The sequence below is a fragment of the Rhodoplanes roseus genome (genome assembly GCF_003258865.1).
Taxonomy (GTDB): domain Bacteria; phylum Pseudomonadota; class Alphaproteobacteria; order Rhizobiales; family Xanthobacteraceae; genus Rhodoplanes; species Rhodoplanes roseus.
Genome location: NZ_NPEX01000387.1, coordinates 1 through 4,414, shown reverse-complemented (window position 1 = coordinate 4,414; position 4,414 = coordinate 1). Strand labels below are relative to the sequence as shown.

4 protein-coding genes and 1 pseudogene are annotated in these 4,414 nt (G+C 72.3%); 3 read left to right on the top strand and 2 right to left on the bottom strand.

All coding sequences use genetic code 11. The features are described from left to right. Positions 1 to 267: pseudogene (locus CH341_RS28695) on the top strand (PepSY domain-containing protein); the annotation flags it as partial. Between the two features lie 3 nt (positions 268 to 270). Here the strand turns inward: CH341_RS28695 and CH341_RS28690 are convergent. Together CH341_RS28690 and CH341_RS28685 are read right to left on the bottom strand one after the other, a co-directional pair. Next, positions 271 to 1,458, bottom strand: coding sequence for a glycosyltransferase (locus CH341_RS28690; protein WP_111422585.1), 1,188 nt, complete (start codon positions 1,456 to 1,458; stop codon positions 271 to 273). Next, positions 1,455 to 2,384 carry a capsular polysaccharide synthesis protein gene (locus CH341_RS28685; protein WP_245431296.1) on the bottom strand — a complete coding sequence of 310 codons (930 nt, stop codon included), beginning with the start codon at positions 2,382 to 2,384 and terminating at the stop codon, positions 1,455 to 1,457. The genes CH341_RS28690 and CH341_RS28685 overlap by 4 nt, the downstream gene beginning before the upstream one ends. A gap of 149 nt (positions 2,385 to 2,533) precedes the next feature. Here CH341_RS28685 and CH341_RS28680 point away from each other — a divergent pair, with 149 nt between their 5' ends. Beyond that, a complete protein-coding gene (locus CH341_RS28680; RefSeq protein ID WP_111422580.1) occupies positions 2,534 to 3,727 on the top strand; it encodes a glycosyltransferase family protein in 1,194 nt (397 codons plus the stop codon). A gap of 70 nt (positions 3,728 to 3,797) precedes the next feature. After that, a partial coding sequence (locus tag CH341_RS28675) for a hypothetical protein (protein ID WP_146604661.1) occupies positions 3,798 to 4,414 on the top strand: 617 nt, incomplete at its 3' end.

Here is a 4,414-nt window from a genome sequence, read left to right as displayed (position 1 = left end):
GGCCGCGCGCTCCTGGCGCGCGTCGACCTGGGCGGCGAGCACGCCGTCTTCGCGGTCGGCCGCGACGGGCTCGTGCCGACCGGCCGCAACTGGCCGCGCCTGATCCACGAGGGCAACTGGGCGGGCGGCTGGTCGGCGCTGATCAACGTGATCACGTCGGTCGTGCTGATCGCCCTTTTGGGAACCGGCCTGTGGTTGTGGACCCGGCGCCAGCTTCGGCGTCGCCGCAGCCGGGTGCGGCCGACCCCGACCCCGGCCACGGCCTGACCCTCAGCGCGAGACGAGGTCCGGGCGGCAGCGGGCCGGATCGGCCGCCGCCGGCCGCGCCTCCGGCAGCAGGAAGCGCGCGCGCAGCAGATCGCCGCCGTCGCGGACCAGTCGTGCGGCGAGCTCCTGATCCCGCAGCAGACGCATGCAGGCCCCGGCGAACGCCGCCGCCCCGCCGGCCTGCAGGAGGTGCCGGTCCGGCTCGGCGTCCAGCCCGCGGCATGCGTGCGGGGTCGCCACCACGGGGCGCCCGTGCAGCCACGCCTCCAGAATCTTGAACTTGGTTCCGCCGCCGCCGCGCAGCGGCGCGATCACGGCGCTGGCCTGCGCATAGGCGTCGGCGAGATCGTCGGGGGCGGCCAGATAGTCGATGCCGGTTCGCGCCATGCGGGCGGCCAGCGCCGGCGAGGCGGCGCCAGCCACCGTGATGCGGATGTCCGGCATCGCGGCCCGCAGTCGCGGCGCGATGGATTTGCCGAGCCAGCGCACCGCGTCGTCGTTGGGCGGATAGGTGAGGCTGCCGACGAAGAGCAGGTGACGGCGGTCGAGCGGCGGCGGGCCGATGTGCAGGTCGGGCCGCAGCGCGATCTGGTTGGGTGCGACCCGGACATTGCCGTCGCGGGCGTGACGGCGCAGCCGCGCCACGTCCTCGGCCGCGGCCACGTGGGTCAGGGCGTAGGACGGCAGCACTTCGCGCTCGACGCGCCCGTAGTGCAGGGCGTCGCGGGCGAGGGCGCGGGCCTGGCGAACGCGGCCGTGACGCAGCGCGAGGCCGGCCAGGCTCCAGCGCGTGACGGATTCGCAGTCGTCGCAATCCATCTCGGCGCGCGCCCGCCAAGCCGGCGGCAGCAGCGCGGCGACGTCGTGAAGATAGAGGCGGAACACCACGACGCGGTCCGGCGGCGGTCCGGACAGGTTCGACAGCGCGTCCGCCATCGCTTGGTCCGGATCGACCCAGTCGGTGAGGTGACGCGTGCGCAGCGGCGGTCCGGCGCGACGGAGCAGCTCGACCGGGACCAGCAGCGGGCCCGAGGGCATCGGCCGCGGCGGATCGGCGACGACGAGAACTTTCAGCACGAGATGCCGCGCCGACAGCTCCGCCACCCAGCGCCACGCCCGCCGGGCGAGCCCGATGCCTTCGGGATCCGGAACGATCGGCGTGATCAGCAGCGCCCAAGGGGAGGTACTCATCGGATCGCCCGGAGCGCCGGTTCGCGCCTTCGTTTCGAGACTCCCATGCGGGCCGTGGCGATGCTCCAATAGGCGCGCTCCAGCCGGTGGCGGAGCGGCGAGGGCACGCGACCGGGCGGCAGGAAGCGCCGCGCCAGATGCGCGTAGGTGGTGTCGGCATGCGCCACATAGGCGGGCGTGATCTGCTCGTGGCTGAAGCGGGACATGTCCCGGCGGTCGCGGTCCCACCACAGATGCGCCCACAGATGCAGGCTGTACGCGTCGTGTGGCAGCGTCACCGACCGTTCGAACAACGCCGCGATCCCGTCCGGCGTCCAGTCCAGCGCGAAGAAGCTCCTCGCCGGCTCGACCCGGATCAGCTGGGGATGCGACCGGCTGAGCCGGTAGGGCAGCGTGCAAGCGTGGTTGCTCCAGCTTCCGTCGAAGGCAGCGCGGATCTGCTCCAGCCAGAGCCGGATGAACTCCGCCCCGGGCTCCGCCATGATGAACGCGTTGCACAGGGAGCCATCGGCCGCCTTCGGGTTCGCCGGATCCGGCCGCTCGTGACCCATCACGCAAGGCGCCTCGAACAGTGCCGCCGGCAGCGGTCGCACGAACAGCGTGTCCATGTCGGCATAGACGCCGCCATGCGCCAGCAGCAGCTTCAGTCGCAGGATGTCACAGACGTGCGCGTAGCTGAACCGGGCCATGAACGGGTCGTCGTAGGCGAACCCCTGGTCCATGTCCTCGGGCCGGATCGGCTCGACCTCGATGCGCGGCCTGATCAGATCCCACAGCGGCCCCCACGGCTGGTTCAGGCAGTGGACGACGACGCGCTCGGGCCGGACGACCTCGAGACACGAGGCCAGGCAGAGATAATGCAGCAGGTGGAACGGTGCCGTTTGCGGGCGCAGCCCGAAGACGAACCGGACGACATGGGGAACCAAGCACGCGCTCCGTATCTACGCCGGGGACGAACGCCGACAAGCGCCGCCCGCAGTCCGTCCGGCCACCGAGCGAGACCGCTTCTCTCACGTATCCTACTCGCTTATAAAGCCGTCCGCTCCTGCTGATGACGTAATGGATTTCGCCTCCGATGACGACCTTGCGTTACGTGGGCTGGAGCGACCGGACCGGTTACGGCACGGCCGCCACCGAGCTCGTGCGGGCACTCGATGCGGCCGGCGTTTCGGTCGCCTGGGAGCCGGTTCTCAGCCGTCCGGGCTATCTCACCGTCCCGGCGCCCGAACGGCCCGTCGGCTCGGCTTGGCGCGATCTGGAGCGCCTGCGCGACCTCGACCGGGTGTGTGACCGCGTCGTGCTGCATCTCGTCCCGGAGTATTATCCGGCCCTGCTGGCGCGCGAGCGGGCGCGCGGCGACGCCCCGGTCTGGGGCTGCACCGTATGGGAGACGGACCGCCTGCCCGGCCATTGGCCGGCGCTGCTCAACCGTCTCGACGGCGTCATCGTGCCGACCGAATGGAATCGCGAGGTGTTTCGGGCCAGCGGCGTGCGGGTGCCGATCGTCGTCGTGCCGCATGTGCGCCCATCGTTCGACGGACCGGCTTCGGCCGAGGACCGCGCCAGGCTCGATGCGAGGCTTCCGGATCTGGCTGGGCGGCGGGTCTTCTACACCATCTCGACCTGGCTGGAGCGCAAGGGCATCGCGCCGCTGATCGAGGCGTTCACGGCTGCGTTCCGCCATTCGGATCCGGTCGCCCTGATCGTCAAGACGACGGCGGATGATCTCGAACGGACTAGGCCGCCGCGCCGCAAGCGGCCGTATCCGGTCGCGCTTCCGGTGCGGCCGCAGTTGGCCCGCATGGTGCGCCGTGCGACGATGCGACAGTGGCGGCGGCCGCCGCCGATCGTGCTGGTCACCGACGACCTGTCCGACGGCGAGCTGCGCGCCTTGCACGACCGCGGCGACTGCTACGTGTCGCTCAGCCGCGGCGAGGGGTGGGGGCTCGGCGCGTTCGAGGCGGCTTTGCTGGGCAAGGCCGTGATCGTGACCGGCTGGGGTGGATACACGGCCTTCGTGACTCCGGACACCGGCTATCTGGTCGACTGGACGCTGGTGCCGGTGAGGCCGGCCGTGCCGAACGCCAGCTATACGCCCGACCAGAGCTGGGCCGAGCCGAGCGTCGCCTCCGCCGCGGCGGCATTGCGCGCCGTCGTCGAGTCGCCCGACGAGGCGGCACGACGCGGCGCCCGGGCGCGCACCGATCTTCGCGTCCGGTTCGACGCCCGGGCCGTCGCCGCCGGCCTGCGTGCGGCCTTGTGGCCGTGAGCCGCACGGCCGAGACCATTTCGGCTGGTGGGCCGTTCGACATTGCAGTGTTCGGTCCGAAAGGTCCCCGATGAGGATTGCCGTCCACGCTCCGACCCTCGCGGCGCCGCCGATCGGCGAGGCGGAGCAGCTCCGTCGGCTGGAGATCGCCTGTGCGCGGCGCGGCTGGGCCCTGCTTCGTGCCGCCGACACCGCCGCCATCGAGGCCTTCGGTCCGGATCTGGTGCTGGCCGAGGGCGTCCGGGTGCCGAAGCTGACGCCGGTCCCGACCCTCGGCCTGATGTCCGATCCCCTGGAAATCTGGGACGGCGGGGACCAGTCCCTGGAGGCGATCGTCTCGTGGGACGGCCATCTGTTCGCCGATCCGGACACGCGGCGTCAGGTTCGCGATCTGGTCGCCCCCGTCCCGGCCCGCTTCGTCGAGGGCCGCTGGTTTCCGTCCTGCCCGTCCGTCCCGTTGCCGACCGCCCCGCGGGATGGTCTCGCCTGGCTCGATATCGAGCGGGACGGGCCGCGCGATCGCGACATTCTCGTCGCCCTGGCACGGCAGGGCGGCCTGCAACGCTACGGCCTTTCGGGCGCCGCGGAGCCGCCGGGCCTGCCGCCGCGGCGCGTGCTGCCGGCCGACGGCGAGAGCGTGGTGCGCGAGCTCGGCCGCCGCGCGGCCGCGCTGTGCCGCCGGTCGCG

Excerpts from the sequence above, each read along its gene's own strand:
- CH341_RS28680 (WP_111422580.1), top strand. The coding sequence starts at position 2,534 with ATGACGACCTTGCGTTACGTGGGCTGGAGCGACCGGACCGGTTACGGC.
- CH341_RS28690 (WP_111422585.1), bottom strand. The coding sequence starts at position 1,458 with ATGAGTACCTCCCCTTGGGCGCTGCTGATCACGCCGATCGTTCCGGAT.